Genomic DNA, 16,356 nt, shown 5'->3' on the forward strand with positions numbered 1-16,356 from the left:
TATAGACCCCTTTTCTGAATTCCCCCTGAGTACAAACTTAAGAAAGCATGAGCATTGGCTGAAGATTGGCTGAATATGGAAGGAAAACACAACAAAAAAGCACCTCCCCTAATCAGGAACAGTGCCTAGTGCTGCTTGCCTATGTACGAACCCCATGCATACCTGCTGTCTAAACCATCATTTAGGCCTCCTGCCGCTAGTGCAGTCATCACTCTATCCTTGCTGGATCATACTGCTGCTGACTCGATCCTGATCGTTCACAGGCGAATCTACTACATCATCGTCTTTGATGATGCTTTTATTATGTGTGAGCACGCTGTCTCCAACGAACGTGCCGTTACCGTAATTGCTTTTTGCCTGGGAGGACCATCCTGCTTGAGAGCTTTCGCCCACGGAGACGGTTGCATTCGTATCCATAGTCCCAACTTCAATGGCTGCAAATTTAATCTCTGAATGATGCGCGCCCGACTCTTCTTTGTTTTCTGTAAGAACGCTCTTGTTAATCATAGGGGCATCGACATGATCATCATCATACACAACACTTTCGATGTTGGCCATCACGTTATGGTCACCGATTTTGCCAAAGCCCATGTTGCTCTTGGATTGCGAATTCCACCCGTAGGCATGATTGATTTGCCCGACAAAAATCCCCGAGGAACTGTCCATGGACTTCACCTGAATCTGATCAAAATTAATGGTTACCTCCAATAGGCCCCCTCCTTTACAAGGATTGATTCTGAGCGGAAGGCACGTTATCGTTATCGCCCACCGGCATGTCAATAAAATCATTATCGTTGATAAAGACCAAGTTATTTGGAGTCAAAGCGGCCCCGAAGAACATGCCGTTACCAAAGTTATTTTTGTTATGCGAATTCCATGAATTTTGGGCAATTTCACCAATCGATACCGTTGCGTTCGTATCCTGTGCGTTCACATTAATAGCCAAAAAATTGATGGTTACGGCCACTAGCATTACCCCCAATTCTTAAATCCATATGTTAGCCTATGCAGCTTGGGGGAACTTAGTGATAAAAACCGATGATCGCGCCTCACGTACCTTCTTTCTTTTTCTTCAAATCCTCCCAAAGCAATTGAAGCTCCTGTGCATGCTGAGCCGACTGCTTCTGATCCAAAACAGCGCTAGACATTTCATAATCGTCAATCAGCTTATCAAATTGATCCCGTTGTTCTTTTGGATAGGATGCACGGATCAGGTTAAAGTCGTCCTCCACCTTTTTCATTTGTTCCAGCGCTTTTTGGTATGACTGATCCTCCAGGTAATCCTGCGCAAGCTGCAGGTTAGCCGTAATATCGCTCTCGTAGGAAGCACTGCAGCCCGTTATGCACATTATAAACACAAGCACAATAAGCCGTTTCATCTTTACCCGCCCTTTATCCTTCTTAATTACACCTGAGGCATTTCATAAATGTTGGATATACTACCTGTTATCACTTACGAAAAGAGGTCATATTCACTATGCTGCATGGTATCTTTCAGTACCTATGGACACCACTATCAGTATTTGTTGTCGGATATGTATGAATTCGGATTATGGGCAAAAGATCGGTAGCCGAAATGTCGAGCTTTGATTTACTAGCCATATTGATATTAGGGACAACCATTACTGAGCCCATTGTTACAAAACGATTAGGTATCGCCTCTTACTATTCCGTTAGCATAGCTCTCATTTACCTGGTGCTCACAGAGCTGGTGCAGCGAACAAGACTTAAAAAGGTTCTTACCTTTGATCCTACCGTACTGATAAAAAACGGGGATATCGATGAAAAGGGAGTTAAGAAAGCGAAGCTGACTATCAATGAATTGTTGGGAGAATTGCGGGTGAAGGGTTATACCCGTGTTCAGGATGTCGAATTAGCTACGATGGAGGAATCAGGAGATATCAGCGTGATTGCCAAAGCCGATTACCGTCCTCTGCAGCCAAGCGATTTGAACTTAGCGGTGAAGCAGGCATTTATTCCGATACCGTTAATTATTGAAGGACAAATTCTGCAGCCCAATATCCAATACTTAAACAAAACTGAGGAGTGGCTGATGAACAAGCTGGCGTCTAAACAAATAAAAAAAGATGACCTTTCCAAAATCACGCTAGCTACGTTGAATCAGAAAGGCAGTGTAGATGTCGATTTTGAATCTCAAAAGGGCCCAGAACCAGATAATTTCTAAAAAGGAAGACCTTAACCCGCAGTTCACGGATTAAGGTCTTTGCTAACGTTGCTTGGCAAACGCACGACGAACGTGCTGCCCGTTCCTTCCTTGCTGTCCACATGAATGGTGCCCCCATGGAGCTCCACGATGGACTTCGTGATGGAGAGGCCGAGGCCTGCTCCGCCGTATTTTCTCGCACGCGAGGAGTCGATGCGGTAGAACCGGTCGAATACATGCGCTGCGTGCTCAGGTGAAATGCCGGGACCGTTATCCTCTACGGACAACTCGATCTCGCCTTCCCTGTGAACCAGGCGTATCCCGATTCGTCCCTCGGTCGGATGCGTATGCTGCACCGCGTTGTGAAACAGGTTCAGCACTACCTGCTTGATCTTGTCTGTATCCACTGTAGCCTGTGTGCCCGGCATGAGGTCGAGATGCACCGTTCTTTCACCGGCCAGCAGCTTCAGCTGTGGCTCCATATCATGCAGCACCTCATCCAGCCGGGCTTCAGCCGTATGGAACGCCGGTGTACGGTCTAATCGCACCAGCTGAAACAGGTCGTTGACCAACTTGTTAATGCGCTCGGATTCCCCGTGCATGCTCTTCAGTGCCTTGAGAAGCTGCTCCTGCTGTGTATATGCGCCCCGCAGCAGCACCTCCAGAAATCCGTGAATGCTCGTCAGAGGCGTACGAAGCTCATGAGACGCATCAGCCAGAAAACGGCGCATCTCTTCCTTTGCTTCCTTCTCCGCTTCGAAGGAGATTTCCAGTCGCTCCAGCATGCTGTTAAATGATGCCGAAAGCCTGTCGATCTCCAGCTGTCCTTGGTGGACCGGCAAGCGTTCCTCCAGATTTCCTGAATCGATTCGCTTTACCGTATCAATCATATTGGACAGCGGAATGAGCGTTCTTCGCAGAATCGGCAGGAATGTCAGCAATCCGGCTACCAAAGCAAGCATGGAAAGAGACAGGAAGGTGACAAACTGTCTAAGCAGCACATCCTTTATCGGTTTGGTGCTGGCGCTGGCCTGGATAATTCCCTGAGTATGATCAGGCCCTCCCACCACATGGAAGACGACCAATTGCTCGTTTCCATTGCTGTCAGTCATCTTCCGCGGGTCCGGTATCGTCCTGGAGCTCATAATCTCCTTATACTCTTGGGCGGACAATTGAGGTGTAGAGATGACGTCGTGCAAGGTAGACAATAATTTATAATTGGCATCCTCATCGATAATAGCGACAGATAAGTCCGGTGTAAAAAACCTTGGCACATCATCTCTCGGTTCCGTCTCGCTCTCATTACGCCGCGGCTGCTCTGAGCTATTCGTCTTATCCGCGCCTCCGCCTTTAGGCATAACCCCTCTAAAAAAAGGCTGGCCTCCATGCATCCAGGTGTTGGGCGGAATGGATCTCAGCTGACTGAGGACCGTATCCGCTTGATTTTTATACAAAAATTTCTGCATAAAAATGTACTGAAACACACCGATCAGAAGTAAAAGAAGAGAAAGAATCAGCAGGGATCTGGATAGCAGTTGAAATCTAAGAGAGTGCGGAACAAACAAATCAGCGTACCGCCCCTTGCGCTTCATGCCAAATCCATCCGGTAGCCGGCTCCGCGAATCGTGCGGATGAGCTTATGCTCTTTGTCATTGAGCTTATCTCGCAGAGAACGTATATACACCTCGACTATGTTCTCTTCGCCGCCGAAATCGTAGCCCCATACTTTATCCAGAATCATCGTTTTACTCAGAACAAGCCCATGATTAATCGCCATAAATTTCAGCAGCTCATATTCGGTAGGAGACAGCTCCAACACCCGGTCATGCAAGCTGATCTCTTTGCGCCGGTCGTCCATTCGCAGCGGTCCAATGACAACTTCACCGAACAGGTTCGGAAAATGGTTCCGAATGCGGGCATAGATGCGGGCAAGCAGCTCTTCAAAGCTGAACGGCTTCACCATATAATCGTCTGCTCCAAGCGTAAGGCCTTTCACCCTGTCGTCCACTTCATCTTTAGCCGTCAACATGATGACAGCTACGTTATCCGTTTTCTTAATCATACGGCATACCTCGAAGCCATCCATGCCCGGCATCATCACGTCCAGAATCGCGATATGCGGCTGGAATTTGTTGCAGAGCGTAATGGCTGTGAGTCCGTCCTGCGCCGTCATCACCTCGAAGCCCTCATTCTGCAAGCCTAATTCGAGAAAATCCAGAATATGTTGTTCGTCATCTACGAGTAAGATTTTGATGCCTTTTAACTGTTTCATCCGCTGCATCCCCCTATCAAGTTCATTGTACACTTTATCTATCGCCATTATCCAATGATTCTCTGAATCGATTCTGAACGCAGCCTGAAAGCTTGCTGAAAAGGCGGCAGACATGCAGCTCCTCCACTCGTCTGCCTTCAAGCTCACACGTATAGGCAGCGGCAATCTTCAGTATTCTTTCAGCAAACAATCAAGTTGGGTTCAGAATATCTCCTTATAATGAAAGCATTATTTGAAACAGATCGATTAGAAAAGAGGAGACGCGTATGGAACTAGTCACAGAGTCCTTCCATCCTTTTCGTTTTCAAGCCCTGCAGGTCGACATCGAACTCCTGCTTCGGTGCGAAGACAAGGATGCTCTCATCATTGAAAAACTAGCTGTGGATTGGTTCCGCAGCGCGGAGAAGCGATTTAACCGCAGCCTGGCTGAAAGCGAAATCAACCTGTTAAATACACTTGCCGGCGAGAAGTGCAAGGTCTCCAATACGATGCTGGAGGTGCTTCATCTGGTAGAGGCTTACCATACCATTACAGCAGGCGGCTTTCTTCCTCACCCCTCAGAGACGCAGACATGGCAGGTCGATCCCATTCAGAAATCCGTCATGATTCCGGAGCATGGCACGATTGATCTCGGGGGGATTGAACGGAGCTGGTCGGTGAAGAAGCTGTGCGATTATATGCAAAGAGGGATGGAGCTCAAGCAGGGGCTTATTCTTGCAGGAGGCAATATAACCGTATGGGGCAGAACCTTGAGAAACTTAGACCCGTGGATCATTGGCATTCAGAATCCATGGAATCATGCCAAGGTAGGTGCCGTTGCACTCCCTCAGGGTTCACTGTCCACCTGCAGCAAATATGAGGATCCCAGCACGAAGGGGAGCGATGTGGAGCAGTGTACGGTAGTGGGAGAGGATATCATTGAATGCCAGGTATGGGCCAAAGCCCTATGCGCGTTGGGCCTAGATGTAGGCATCGAGTTGTTGTCGAAGCGAGCGACACGGTGCGAAGCGGTGCTGATCGGAACGAACAAAGAGGTCCATTACATCGGCAGCAAGGATTCCCTGAACCGAACTTGGCTGGATATGACGATTGATCATTATCACTTTAATCGGGAAGCGTCCTGAATGAGACAACGCCACGATGGCGAATATCTATTATAAAAGCACCCTATATATAAAAAAAAAAACCGACAGAAACCAGGCTTGTGCAGCCGCTCGTTTCGTCGGTTTTTGTGATTAAGCTTGCAGATTCAGGATCGCAGAAGTCTCTGCGGATGCGTCTACTTTTCCTACACTGTAGGCTTTTTTCAGCAGCTCTTGCAGATTGTTAGCTGCATTGCTGTTGGCAGCTTGGATGCTGCTGTCATCATCATCGCTGTCATCGTCGTCTTCATCATCGTCATCACTGAGCGATTGAAGGATAGACTGCAAAGTGGCATCGTCCTTTGACGAGGCTCCTTCTGCTCCTCCTGGTCCGCCTGGCCCACCAGGTCCACCTGGGCCCCCTGGTCCACCAGGAGGTCTTCCTCCCGGCGGCGGGCCCATATGTCCCTTGGACACGGCTGAGGCCGTATCTTCTGTCTCTATAGAAGTAACACTCTCATCCGTTTCCGAAGAATCAGATGAAGAGGCTTGTAACTGAGCGTACAATTGGAGCGCTTCCGCACTAAGCTCTACGGAATCATCCGAGGTTTTGTCGGAGCTTGCTGCCGTACTGGAATCCGAGCTGCTGGTTTGAAGGGCATTGGATCCGGAGGCAGTCTGCAAATAGGACTTATACAAATAACTGGAACTTGCGCTAGAAATATTCATGGCGATCCCCCTTATGGTTTCAATCTGCCTTCTACCCTAACAAAGCCAGATGAACGCCCGATGAACCGTAGATGAATGTTTCCTGAAAATCTGCTATTCCCTCGAATTGAACCTACAAGCCCCCCTTCTTCGACAAGAAGCTCAGGATCGCTTGGGCTTTGCAAAGCCAAAACTAGGGGGTTGACCGCTGCAGTTACAACGGTACCTAGGATTCGCTATCGTTCGGAATTACCGAAGCTGCAAGGCTGCTTTCTCTGAGAGGCTCCCTGCACATCCGGTCCCCTTTGAACTCCCGCATTCCCATGCTATGATGGAAGAAAACTAGCTAATAGAGGTCCTTCATGAAGTTTGATGCAATTGTAATCGGCGGAGGCTCCGCCGGATTAATGGCTGCCATAGCCGCCAGCGCCGACGGGGCAAGTGTGCTGCTCGTTGATAAAGGAGACAAGCTGGGCCGCAAGCTCGGGATCTCCGGGGGCGGAAGATGTAATGTAACGAACAATAAAGAGCTGGATGAACTGATCAAACATATTCCAGGCAACGGACGCTTTCTGCACAGCGCTTTTTCCCAGTTCAGCAATAAAGACATTATCGCTTTCTTTGAAAATCTCGGCATCCGTTTAAAGGAAGAAGATAACGGACGCATGTTCCCCGTTACCGACAAAGCCAAAACTGTCGTAGATGCGCTCGTTAATCAAGTGCGCAAGCAGGGCGTGGATATCCGCACGAACAGTCCTGTGGACAAGGTGCTGTACGCGGAGGGCGAGGTGCGGGGCATCCTCACCAAGCGGGGCGAAGTTTTCCACAGCAGCTCGGTCATTATTGCATCCGGCGGCTGCTCTGTGCCCCATACCGGCTCCACGGGAGACGGTTATGAATGGGCCCGTGATGCGGGGCACACCATCACGGAATTGTTTCCCACCGAGGTCCCTCTGACCTCGAAGGAGCCCTTCATCCGCAGCCGGGAGCTGCAAGGACTTTCCCTGCGGGACGTGGCGCTGTCCGTCTGGAACGCCAAGGGCAAATGTATCATCACGCACCGCGGGGACATGCTCTTTACACATTTCGGCCTGTCCGGTCCGATCGCGCTGCGTTGCAGCCAATTCGTCGTGAAGGAGCTGGCGAAGGCCGAGCGAAAAGAGGCTCGCACGACCATCGATCTCTTCCCGGACAAAAGCTTGGACGAGCTGGTCTCGGAGACGCTTGGGATGGCCAAAGCGGACTCCAAAAAAGCGATCAAAAACGTACTGAAATCCATCGTATCCGAGCGGCTTCTTCCTATTATATTGGAGAAATCAGGGCTGGACGAGCAGCTGACGTATGATCATATTCCGAAGACGAACTGGCAGGAGCTGTGCAAGCTGCTCAAAGCATTTCCTGTCTCCGTGCATGGAACCTTGTCCATCGAGGAGGCTTTTGTGACAGGAGGCGGCATCCACCTGAAGGAGATCGACCCCCGAACCATGGGGTCGAAGCTGATGAAAGGGCTATACTTCTGCGGGGAAATTCTGGACATCCACGGGTATACCGGCGGATATAACATCACTGCCGCTTTCGCGACCGGCTATACAGCAGGCAAAAGCGCGGCGGAGTGGAGTAATAACGCGTCCAGTACGTAAAAAAGAAGCGAGTTAGATGACTCGCTAATAATGTCATGTTGCATGTAGTATTTTGTGAAGTGGATTACCAATGGATAAACTTTATCATGCTAATGTGGTGTATTCTTCATTTGATCTCCCTTAAGCGTAAAATACAAATATTCACCGCTGCTTCCATTGATGGGAAGAGTCCAATAGACTAGCTTATCTGTCGTTACCTCTAACGATAGGTTATTATCAACAAAGCCCGTATCGTTATTGGCATAGCTTTTTGCTATATCTAGCATTTCAGAATATGACAAATCTCCATTTGTTGTGCCCAATTCAGTGCTTTCAATCGTGCCATCTGAATAAATAATAATAACAAATTCTTTTTGAGTGATCTTATGTTTAGCCAATACTAACCATGGTCTCTCATTGTGGGCGTAATTCATGCTATATCTTATTTTAATGGGTTCTAAATCCATCTTTGCGAGTACACTCTTCACTTCATCAACCGTAAATGTCCTTTTTGAGTTAACGATATAAATTCCCCCTAAAACAACAAACAGGCATATAATGCCTATAATCCATCTTTTCATGATCAACCCCCTAGTTGTAAGGCTAGGTGTTGCATAAACTATTCATGCAACACCTGCTTAATTATAACTATGGCGTGAATGTGGTTAATACATTTGTGTTCCAAGTTCCCCACTTTACCCACACATTGAAAGTACTATCGTTTACAAAATTATTTCGAGCTACAACATAGTATGAATCCTGAGTGTAAAAATTCCTTATGTAGTGCTTGTAGCCAACTAATGTTACAGTGTGGTCACCAAAATAAGTTTGATTCCAATAACTTTGTAGAGCAGGTCGTTGTGCGTCTATTTCTGTTTTAACTGCAGAAAAATTTGATAAATTATCATTTTTTGAAATAGCACTTGGACGTTGATGTGCCCTTGCGTACGCCTGAAGACCATCATCGATATTTGAGGGAGAAGTTACTCCCGTCCTGTTTGAACTTTGGGTGGTTCCCATTGTTGCTCTTAAATCACTCACAACTTGAGTTTGAAATACGGGAACCAAACTTGTATAGCCCTTATCTGACCAATACTTCATTATATTAGAACCAGCCGTTGGAGAACAACCTGTCGCCTGTTGCACACCACCACTTGTTGTGTAATACCACTGTTTTTGGTTTACACTGGTGTTTATGTAATTTTTATCAATACTAAGGTAGTTCGCCTCCCACCCGTTAGGATCGATGTCCGACACACCGTCGGATGGATTATTTTGTCCTGGCGCTCCTACAACTATTTTGTTAATAGCTTTCCAGTCTTCCCTATAATTATCGTTTATTTTTACAGGCTTAGGATATTTCTCATCCTTCTCATTTATTGTTTTTGATTTAATTTCTTTTAACTCTTTACCTTCTACATTAATCATACTTACTGAATTATCATTGTAAATAAATTTTCCACCTATATCGACTCCACCAAACCATACAAGTTCTTGCTTTTTTATTTCATTTTTATTTTTATTAAGAGCATTTTTAAATTTATCTGTGGTTATTCCATCGCCAGAATCAGACCACGCTATAATTGGTTCATCATCTAAAAATGCACTTACCATTACATAACCAGCGGCTCGATCTCCATTAAATGAATTTACCAAGTAAGCAACATGTTCCCCAGATGGATCATAAACTTCAATTGGCTTGGCTACTCTAAGTTTAGTATTATCCTTGCTCCATTCACTTATATCACTTCCGTCTCTGGTTTCCGAAATCATTTGCCATGCTGCTGCCTTCATTGCAGCTTCAGGGCTTATTTTTTCTGGAACATAGTTATCTTTAAGATCAGATGCAAATACTGGTATTGATGAAAAGATACTTGAAATGGAGAGCGCTAATACTAATATTTTTGCTGGTTTAAACAATTTCATGAGATCCTCCAATAATTTCGAATTTGACCTGCGCAGGTTATGTCGCAACTTATTTATACCATTATTTGCATTAAAATGAATATATGCCAAATTAACCAAATATATGGAACCAAAATGGATTTTACTATATGTATTGTTTAAATTTGACGAAACATCAGATATCTAAGAGTCTATAAGACTATAAAAAAATGATTGCATTACAAGAACTCATATTTGATTACTCACAAAGAATACTATAACCAAAATAGCATCTGTATCAGCAACTCCTAATGCTATTTGGATATCCGTTAACGTTTTGTCTTAAAATTAATATCGCTAGAATTGTAAATAAATCCTAATTTAATGATAAAATATTCACTAGCTTTTCATCAAATTTCTCCGAAATTTCACAATCTTCTGACTTTATTAAATCCAAACACAAATAAAATCCTTTACAAACAATGGAATGGTAGGTAGTTCTTGTCCATAATCCACTGAAAAGGATCAGCACCTTCATTTGGTAAACGGCTTGAGCCAATTTGTTTCAAAACTTCCAAAGAACATATCGCTAAGGCTAATCAAGATAAGTACGTGAAAAACTGACGACATCGGCCTACCTAAAGTTATTCCTACATGCTCAATTGCAGCAACGGGTTGGATTGCGAGAAATAGCTGACGATGTTCTATCGGAAGAATTCCAGAAGGAACTCGAGCTTGAATCAATCTCAGCGGCGCAATTAAGTCGAAAACATAATCAGATAGATTCCGTTTTACTGGAGCGACTCTTTGCACCTCTCGTCGCCCGTACTCTTAAACCAGCTAGTCTCACGAAATATCGAATAGACTTTAAATTTATCGGTTCAACCATGGTAGGACTTTGTTTGCAAAAGTACAAGTGGGCTGTTTTTCGCAAAAAAGGCAGGCATCAAGATTCACTTACGCCTTGTCTTTGTGGATGAGCATGACGTTGTTCCAAAATCTGTCATAACACCGGCTAAACAGAATGACCGCACCCAAGTGGATGCTCTGATTGACGAAGAAGGAGCTACTAACGTCTTCGAACGTGGGTATGTCAATTATGCGGCATTTGATCGCTACTCTTTGTTTCCGAATTAAGGAAAACCCGCCGTCATTAGGCCCATTCATGCCTCTAAGCTTCCCTCAGAGAGCAACGTGTTATCGGATGAAATGGTCTATGTGGGTACTCCACAGAAGCGAATGGAGAATGTACTGCGCTTGGTTCATACGACGGATACTGAAGGAAATATACTAGCAATCGTGACGAATTTTTTCGATCTCGGAGCTGAAGAAGTTAGCGAAATGTACCGTAAACGTTAAGCTATAGAGACCTTTTTCAAGTGGATATGAATCAACGTCAAGTCATTCTATGAAACCAGCGAACGTGCTGTACTGAACCAAGTCTGGATTGCACTCATTGAATTTTGCCTATTCTTCTTAGTAAAACAAGGAGCAACGGAAACGTCACACTTTTAGATTTGTATCGTTGGTTAAAAGCATTGCTTTGGAAGCCATTAAATAAATGGTTCGACCGAATTCAGCGCAAGCCTAGTCGAGTTTCCCGAGGTCGAAAAAACATAAGATAATGAAATTCCCCATAAATTCACCAAATGGACAGAGCTATTTTTAATGGCTGTTCGACTCTTTGGTTTTAATGGCGAAATCCAAATTCAGAATTTTTAGTTAATATAGAATTAGGGGATAGACCTCGTGTTAACCAAGATTTGTGCTACGTTGGTGTAAAATATTGAGGAATAAGTTTGTGCAGCTAGAATTCGTTTGCCGTTTTGTTTATCGCACTTATATAGTTTGAAGTATTCTACCAGCCTCAAAGCTGACATTGTACTAGCGGCAATCCCCAGCCCTACATCGTATGCTGATCATGGATAACAGCGACCAGCATCCAATCCTGCTTCACTTTTTCAAAAACCAACCGAAGACTGCACCAGTCATTGCCCTCAAACTTTGGATCAAAGCCGCTGAAGTGGTACTCCACCGTTGTATACCGATCCTTCGGATAGACCTCGAATACGTTATTGACCATGTTGCCCTTGCCGATAATCCGGTTATAGCCAATATCCGGCGCAGCGGCGTAATCCTGGTTGTAGACGAACTTGTCAAAATACCCTTGAAGTCCCATCGTTATAGGCTCACCTGAGCCGTCATAGCTGCCCCAAGTCATCTGTGTCCCCTCTTTCCATAGGGCTTGCAGCTTACCCGCTTCGATTCGCACATCCTTCTTAGGATCAATATACGAATAAGGAGAGAACTGCACGCCTTTTTCTGGGTGCACGAGACTGGCCAGCTTCTTCATATCCTTCGCGCGGAGCGCTTGAATCACTTCTGCAGCTCTGCCCTCTACCTGCTGCTTGGCCTGATCCTCGCCGGAGGTCCCTGCATCTTCCGGCTTGCCGCTATTCTGTGGAGCCGCCGTACCGCTACCGGAAGCATCTCCCGCCGGCTTCGAGCCAGGCGCAGGCGTTGCGGAACTGGAAGGCTTCACCGTAGGTGCTGATGCGGTCGGAACAGCCGAAGGGGACGGCGCTATCGAGGTTCCCGGGGTTGGCATTGCTGTCACATGCGGAGATGACGAGGATGCTTCTCCATTCCCTACATTTCCACCGTTCGCTTCCTTACAGCCCGCCGTCCCTGCTATCACCATTACGGCGAGCCCTGCTATGAGCATAAACCGCATACTAACCCCTCCTACCGATTCAACGTTATGTACACTCTCAGACGAGTCCTGCTAAAAAGTGTTGCATAGCCCTACTATACCCAACAAAAAAAGGCTGTAGACCTGCGCACTGACGCAAGCCTAAGCCCTAACAAGGTGGAAGTCCGTTTCAACATGCCTTAGAATCGGATCCCGGCACTGAAATGGTTGTAATCGTCCGCCGAAGGATCGAATGCAGCTTCCTCATCAGTCGGAACCTCATCTGAAGCGTAGGCGCTGTTCTGTGTAGCGTAGCCTTCCGGCCAATCTTCATTAACCGTATGGGCAGGTATCCGAATTGAATTTTCCAAATCATAAGCCATAGCGTACGTCGCCTCCTCACGCTGAGTCTTTACATTCTCCATCAATCTGCCACCGTGGGCCTGAGCGATTTCAAGAGCTGATGTGATATCCTGCTCATCCACATGGATATGAAGCGTCGGCTTATCCGCCTCCTGCACAAATTCAGGCTTATAGCCTAGCTCTTCCAATGTGTCTAGCGCCAGATAAGCATCCCGCTGCTGATCAAATTCAAAAAAAATCGGTACAAAGCTGTCCATTCTCTCCGGCATCCTTTCTGCTTTCCTCATGTGAAATATGCCTATAGCATTTGCCAACTCTGCTTATTCTATAACCTCCTGCACAATTCGCAGCAGCTCATCGTGATAGTTGGGTACCGCGGCGACCATGTAAGGTGCCGTCCCTGCTTCCACCCGATCGATCGGATTTCCGGCGAAATCCGTGATCCTTACTCCGGCCTCCTGCGCAAGCAGCAATCCCGCATAGAGATCCTCGCCTTCCGAGTTGTATAGCACGATACCATGCAGGTCACCTCTGGCCAGCATCGCCCACGTCAGCGAAGGCGCCCATACGCGGAGCACTCTTTTTAGCTGCAGCTCCAAATTATGCCTCACCTTCAGAGCCTGCTGATCCTTCTTTCCAACGGCATGGCCCTGAATCCACGATATCGTCGATTTTGCCAGATCTCCCCCAGGCTGCGCCTGCAGCCTCTGCTCACCGAGCCAAGCCCCTTCGCCTTTTACAGCGGAGTAGGTCAGCTGGAGCATCGAATCATGAACCACGCCCACCACTACTTGTCCACGGAAGCTCAGTGAGATGGAAACGCCATACAAAGGAATACCCAGAGCGTAATTATTTGTTCCATCCAGCGGATCTACATGCCACACATAGTCGCTTGCGCATCCTCCTTCTCCAGCTTCTTCACTGTAAATACGATGGCTCGGAAACGCCTGCATAATCCGTTCGACAATCATCCGATCTGCCTGGACATCCACCTCTGTCACTACATCTCCTCGATGTCCTTTTTGCTCGATTGCCAGCTCGCTCCCAAATCTCCCCCTGGCCAACTCCCCTGCCATCCGGGCTGCTTGTACAGCCACTTCTCTGGCATCCGTAAGCTCAAAAAAAACCGTTCGCTCCATAGAGACTCCCCCGTTCTGTTTCTTTTCAAATCCAAATAGGATTCATTTCCCTATGCACTTGCTATTGCTAACTAGTGTAACGCCGGAACCGACAGAAAGTTGCATACAACTCGGCGCCATACTTTCATTGACAAGCAGCCTGTGAATAAGTGATAATATAGCAAAATCAGAAGCGACAATTTTTTCTAGCAGGAAGGGGCACACAGAGGTATGGTAAAGCATCATCATCACAAAATTTTGGATTGCACCATTCGCGACGGCGGCTTGGTGAATGATTGGGATTTCAGTGTAGAGTTTGTCCAAGATATGTATCGGGGCTTAAGCGCTGCCGGCGTAGAATATATGGAAATCGGTTATAAAAATTCCGAGAAACTGCTGAAAGGCGGCAGTTCAGGTCCTTGGAGATTTCTGAACGAAGCCTTCCTGCGCGACGTCATCACCCGCAAGACCGACACTAAGCTCTCTGCGCTTGTCGATATCGGCCGCGTCGATGAGAATGATATCCTGCCTCGTGAAGACAGCTTGCTGGACTTGATCCGTGTTGCCTGCTACATCAAGGATGTAGACAAGGGGCTTGAACTTGTTCGCAAGTTCCACGATATGGGCTACGAGACCTCCCTCAACATCATGGCGCTCTCTCATGTTATGGAGAACGAATTGGTTGAGGCATTCGAAGATATCAACAAAAGCCCGGTAGACGTTGTCTACATTGTAGACTCCTACGGCAGCATGGACTACAAAGATATCGACTACTTGGTAACGAAATTCCAACGCCTTCTTCCTGAAAAAGAGCTCGGCCTGCACATGCACAACAACATGCAGCTTGCCTTCTCCAACACCCTCATGGGTGCAGACAAAGGCGTTACGTTCCTCGATTCCTCCGTATACGGAATGGGACGGGCAGCGGGCAACTGCACAACCGAGCTGCTGCTCAGCAATTTGAAAAATCCGCGCTATGACGTACGTCCAGTGCTGGAGATTATCGAAAAGCATATGATCGGTATGCGTCAAAAGTGGGATTGGGGCTATCTCATCCCTTACATGATCGTAGGTGCCCTCGACGAGCATCCGCGTACCGCTATGGCGCATCTCAACAGCGCAGACCGGGATAAATGTGTCGAGTTTTACGACAAGCTGACATCTCCAGAAACTGCTCCTTCCGCTCAAAAGGCATAAATAAGGTCGTGCACAGCGGCTAACCCCCTTTGGTTCTAGGTTCTAACCAAAGGGGGTTTTTTTACTGCCATTTCGCTTTATACCGGTTTCCGGTCTATGACGTACTGTCCCTATAACGATATCGCTCAGGATGCGGAGAACCCTTGTTCCTGTCTGATTAGACCAGCTTCACACTAACAATATGATCCTCGGCATATTTCCTTTCGATAAGGAAGACGAAATCCCTATCTATAATCTTTGCTCCCTTCCTTCGAAACACCTCGATGTACTCTTCGTCAATTAACTGCGTGCAGTCTTGATCGCTGTAGATTTCACCGTTCTCGATACTTTTGATTGCCTCCAGCAACCTATCCCTAGCCGGAAGCTGACCCTTTATCTCCGCATACACAACGCCTACGGCATCCTGATCTCGAAGCACGATGGCAACTCTACGCGTGCTTCTTACAGCTTCAAGCTTTTTCTTCGGAAGTATACTCATGCTCACCAGTACTCCTTTTGTTCACGTCATCAGTCTAGCTTATGAACAAATCCAGAAAGATGGACTAGGCGTTAGCACACTCCTTATGAGAAATCTATAATGACGGGCTGGATGAGCTTTGCCTAATCCTTTATGCACCAGTAATTGGGTTAAAGCTGCGAGGCAAGTTTTCAAATAGATTTGGCTGCCGGAGCTCATACTAAGCTAGCAGTATTCTATTACGCAAAGGAGTGCAATGGCATGAAGAAGCTAGCGATATTATCGGCGGTCTGCCTATCTATGTTTGCGGCTGTGCCCGCTTCTGCGGAAACCAATTCCTACTCGACAAACCCTTCGCTGCAAGCAGCAAGCCAAGGACAGATTGTTTCATCCGGATACGGTCCTTATCAAGCTTACGGTGCAAATGCAGAGGGGACTACGAATTCCGCCTATGGCGTTGGCGTATATCCTTATACCTCCTTCGGTATCGGCAATTCCCCTTATAGTTCCCGGACTTCGGCTTCCTACGGCCTCCCGTCAGCTCCCTATAGGCCTATGTCGTCAGCTACAGCCGCTACCTACAATGGCTATCAGGCGAACTCTGCTGCACAAAATTTAACCAACAGCTCCTTCTCGACTTATGGAACCAACTATGCAGGAACTAACAGCTATCGTGCTTATGCGGCGGATACCAACACGCGAAGCGGCTGGGGTTGGCTGGGATTGCTCGGACTCATCGGACTGCTCGGACTCTCAGGCAGAAACAAAGTCAGATAAGGAGAACGACCAGCTCAACTTGG

The 16,356-nt window shown here is 46.9% G+C and carries 18 protein-coding genes; 6 read left to right on the forward strand and 12 right to left on the reverse strand.

Translation table 11 applies throughout. From position 1 onward, the window contains the following. Positions 1-213 precede the first annotated feature (213 nt). From L0M14_RS25335 to L0M14_RS25345, 3 genes are all read right to left on the reverse strand, one after another. Positions 214-708 (reverse strand): spore germination protein, encoded by a 495-nt coding sequence (locus tag L0M14_RS25335; RefSeq protein ID WP_235119205.1) that lies wholly within the window; start codon positions 706-708, stop codon positions 214-216. Between the two features lie 13 nt (positions 709-721). Beyond that, positions 722-967: a spore germination protein gene (locus L0M14_RS25340; protein ID WP_235119206.1), complete on the reverse strand. Its 246-nt coding sequence runs from the start codon at positions 965-967 to the stop codon at positions 722-724. Between the two features lie 82 nt (positions 968-1,049). Further along, complete coding sequence (locus L0M14_RS25345; RefSeq protein ID WP_235119207.1) at positions 1,050-1,379, reverse strand: hypothetical protein; 330 nt, start codon at positions 1,377-1,379, stop codon at positions 1,050-1,052. Between the two features lie 173 nt (positions 1,380-1,552). Between L0M14_RS25345 and L0M14_RS25350 the strand changes: the two genes are divergently transcribed. Then, positions 1,553-2,185, forward strand: coding sequence for a DUF421 domain-containing protein (locus L0M14_RS25350; RefSeq protein WP_235119208.1), 633 nt, complete (start codon positions 1,553-1,555; stop codon positions 2,183-2,185). Positions 2,186-2,208: 23 nt separating this feature from the next. Here the strand turns inward: L0M14_RS25350 and L0M14_RS25355 are convergent, their stop codons facing one another. Continuing rightward, on the reverse strand, positions 2,209-3,756 hold the full coding sequence (locus L0M14_RS25355; RefSeq protein ID WP_235119209.1) for a sensor histidine kinase: 1,548 nt from the start codon (positions 3,754-3,756) through the stop codon (positions 2,209-2,211). Next, a complete protein-coding gene (locus tag L0M14_RS25360; RefSeq protein WP_235119210.1) occupies positions 3,753-4,436 on the reverse strand; it encodes a response regulator transcription factor in 684 nt (227 codons plus the stop codon). The genes L0M14_RS25355 and L0M14_RS25360 overlap by 4 nt, the downstream gene beginning before the upstream one ends. Before the next feature lie 266 nt (positions 4,437-4,702). Between L0M14_RS25360 and L0M14_RS25365 the strand changes: the two genes are divergently transcribed. Continuing rightward, the gene (locus L0M14_RS25365; protein ID WP_235119211.1) at positions 4,703-5,560 is read left to right on the forward strand and encodes an FAD:protein FMN transferase; all 858 of its coding nucleotides are present in this window, start codon (positions 4,703-4,705) and stop codon (positions 5,558-5,560) included. Positions 5,561-5,671: 111 nt separating this feature from the next. Here L0M14_RS25365 and L0M14_RS25370 read toward each other — a convergent pair whose 3' ends face one another. Beyond that, positions 5,672-6,247, reverse strand: coding sequence for a hypothetical protein (locus L0M14_RS25370; protein ID WP_235119212.1), 576 nt, complete (start codon positions 6,245-6,247; stop codon positions 5,672-5,674). A gap of 341 nt (positions 6,248-6,588) precedes the next feature. Between L0M14_RS25370 and L0M14_RS25375 the strand changes: the two genes are divergently transcribed. After that, the gene (locus L0M14_RS25375) at positions 6,589-7,866 is read left to right on the forward strand and encodes a BaiN/RdsA family NAD(P)/FAD-dependent oxidoreductase (protein ID WP_235119213.1); all 1,278 of its coding nucleotides are present in this window, start codon (positions 6,589-6,591) and stop codon (positions 7,864-7,866) included. An 89-nt stretch (positions 7,867-7,955) separates the two neighbouring features. Here the strand turns inward: L0M14_RS25375 and L0M14_RS25380 are convergent, their stop codons facing one another. Together L0M14_RS25380 and L0M14_RS25385 are read right to left on the reverse strand one after the other, a co-directional pair. Beyond that, a complete protein-coding gene (locus L0M14_RS25380; RefSeq protein WP_235119214.1) occupies positions 7,956-8,426 on the reverse strand; it encodes a hypothetical protein in 471 nt (156 codons plus the stop codon). Positions 8,427-8,493: 67 nt separating this feature from the next. After that, entirely contained in the window at positions 8,494-9,771 is a 1,278-nt protein-coding gene (locus L0M14_RS25385) for a C39 family peptidase (protein WP_235119215.1), read from the reverse strand. 1,152 nt (positions 9,772-10,923) lie between these two features. On the opposite strand from L0M14_RS25385, the gene L0M14_RS25390 reads away from it, so the two are divergent. Beyond that, entirely contained in the window at positions 10,924-11,088 is a 165-nt protein-coding gene (locus L0M14_RS25390; protein WP_235119216.1) for a hypothetical protein, read from the forward strand. A gap of 544 nt (positions 11,089-11,632) precedes the next feature. Here the strand turns inward: L0M14_RS25390 and L0M14_RS25395 are convergent. From L0M14_RS25395 to L0M14_RS25405, 3 genes are all read right to left on the reverse strand, one after another. Beyond that, on the reverse strand, positions 11,633-12,463 hold the full coding sequence (locus tag L0M14_RS25395) for a hypothetical protein (protein ID WP_235119217.1): 831 nt from the start codon (positions 12,461-12,463) through the stop codon (positions 11,633-11,635). A gap of 158 nt (positions 12,464-12,621) precedes the next feature. Then, positions 12,622-13,041, reverse strand: a complete 420-nt coding sequence (locus L0M14_RS25400; RefSeq protein WP_235119218.1) for a hypothetical protein — start codon at positions 13,039-13,041, stop codon at positions 12,622-12,624. Between the two features lie 63 nt (positions 13,042-13,104). After that, positions 13,105-13,923, reverse strand: coding sequence for an inositol monophosphatase family protein (locus L0M14_RS25405; protein WP_235119219.1), 819 nt, complete (start codon positions 13,921-13,923; stop codon positions 13,105-13,107). Between the two features lie 210 nt (positions 13,924-14,133). Here L0M14_RS25405 and L0M14_RS25410 point away from each other — a divergent pair, with 210 nt between their 5' ends. Continuing rightward, positions 14,134-15,099 (forward strand): aldolase catalytic domain-containing protein, encoded by a 966-nt coding sequence (locus tag L0M14_RS25410; RefSeq protein WP_235119220.1) that lies wholly within the window; start codon positions 14,134-14,136, stop codon positions 15,097-15,099. Between the two features lie 157 nt (positions 15,100-15,256). Here the strand turns inward: L0M14_RS25410 and L0M14_RS25415 are convergent, their stop codons facing one another. Further along, complete coding sequence (locus L0M14_RS25415) at positions 15,257-15,577, reverse strand: hypothetical protein (RefSeq protein ID WP_235119221.1); 321 nt, start codon at positions 15,575-15,577, stop codon at positions 15,257-15,259. Between the two features lie 240 nt (positions 15,578-15,817). Here L0M14_RS25415 and L0M14_RS25420 point away from each other — a divergent pair, with 240 nt between their 5' ends. Then, a complete protein-coding gene (locus L0M14_RS25420; RefSeq protein WP_235119222.1) occupies positions 15,818-16,333 on the forward strand; it encodes a WGxxGxxG family protein in 516 nt (171 codons plus the stop codon). Positions 16,334-16,356: the final 23 nt, after the last annotated feature.

The sequence above is a fragment of the Paenibacillus hexagrammi genome (assembly GCF_021513275.1).
Classification (GTDB): Bacteria; Bacillota; Bacilli; order Paenibacillales; family NBRC-103111; genus Paenibacillus_E; species Paenibacillus_E hexagrammi.